At 40.1% G+C, this 1,215-nt stretch carries 2 protein-coding genes; both read left to right on the forward strand.

Features of this window, described 5'->3' with window-relative positions:
* Positions 1-107: 107 nt before the first annotated feature.
* A complete protein-coding gene (locus tag D1Z90_RS20645; protein WP_119912647.1) occupies positions 108-461 on the forward strand; it encodes a hypothetical protein in 354 nt (117 codons plus the stop codon).
* Between the two features lie 121 nt (positions 462-582).
* Entirely contained in the window at positions 583-915 is a 333-nt protein-coding gene (locus D1Z90_RS20650) for an immunity protein Imm33 domain-containing protein (protein WP_119912648.1), read from the forward strand.
* Positions 916-1,215: the final 300 nt, after the last annotated feature.

The raw sequence follows: 1,215 nt of genomic DNA on the forward strand, positions 1-1,215 counted from the left end.
AACAGTGTGGCACTGGCCTAGCTAACCCACGATAAATGCAGGAGGTCGACACTGTGCACAGGGAATCATTATGTCTATGTGCCCGTTCATCGAGCTAGAGGATTATCATGAAAAAGTGGCTTATTGAAGTCGAAGAAGCATTATCAGAAGCTCTAAATGCAATTTCAGATGGAGGGATTCCTTCTGGAAATATGTATATGCTGGCATCCATATTTTACTCTAAGCGCCAGAATATGAACAATACTGCGCTAATTAATGAAATGAGCGATGCAACGGATCAAATGGTAAAAGAAGACTGGTCATATGATGAGCGGTCTAAGTATCAATATAAGTTTCACTTTGTTTCTGCCTACTTATTTTGTTTTGTAGTTGCAGGTAAAATTACCGAGATGAAATATGATCAAATAATGGAATTTGTTAATGGGCAAATGGATCTATTTACAGAAGGTTATTCTGAGTAATAGGGCACATAACAAGTCAATTTAAACGGAACTAAAACAGTTGGCTATTGTTCGTTCCTCACAAATTTTAGCCAACAATTTTAGTCCGCTTAATGTGGGCGTTATATGCCTAAGGGAACTGATGAGTAGTCCGCAAGATATTTGTGCTAAATTTGAAACGGAATATTCACCTTGTAGTGATTCCGACAAATTAGGTATTGCTATTGAAACTATCGGTAAACTTCCCATAAACGGTTTAAGGCAAGTCGCTGAAAATGGAACTTGTGGTTGGTATATTTGGTGCGGTGAAGAATGGAGTGACGACCCTGATTTTTTCAAACCGTTGCACGTAAGTCATATTAATAAATACTTACCTGAAATAGAGCCTTATTTAGCATTGCCTCCGGGTCACAGGTTTTTAGTAGCTGGTAGTCACGAAGATGTATGGCAAGATTCAGAGTTAATCGGCATATAACAAGTCATTCAAAAGGACAAAAAACAGTTGGCTTTTGCTCCTTCGTCGCTAATTTTAGCCAACAATTTTTTGCCTCTTAATGAGGCGCTGACGGATCCCCTCATAATTTCCCTAGTCCAGCGTTGTGCGTGAGCCGTTGATATTCCAGTATTGCCCATTGATATTGGGACTCGTAAATTTGATACCGCCTATGGCTCCGAACTTCCCTTCCTAAGCGGGGTATGGAAAGCACTCTGCGATGTTTTATTGTGTTGGCTTGAAAGTCAAAATGCCACTTCGCTTGTACCGCAACGAGTCCAT

This window comes from Motilimonas pumila, assembly GCF_003596335.1.
GTDB classification, from domain to species: domain Bacteria; phylum Pseudomonadota; class Gammaproteobacteria; order Enterobacterales; family CBDFNC01; genus Motilimonas; species Motilimonas pumila.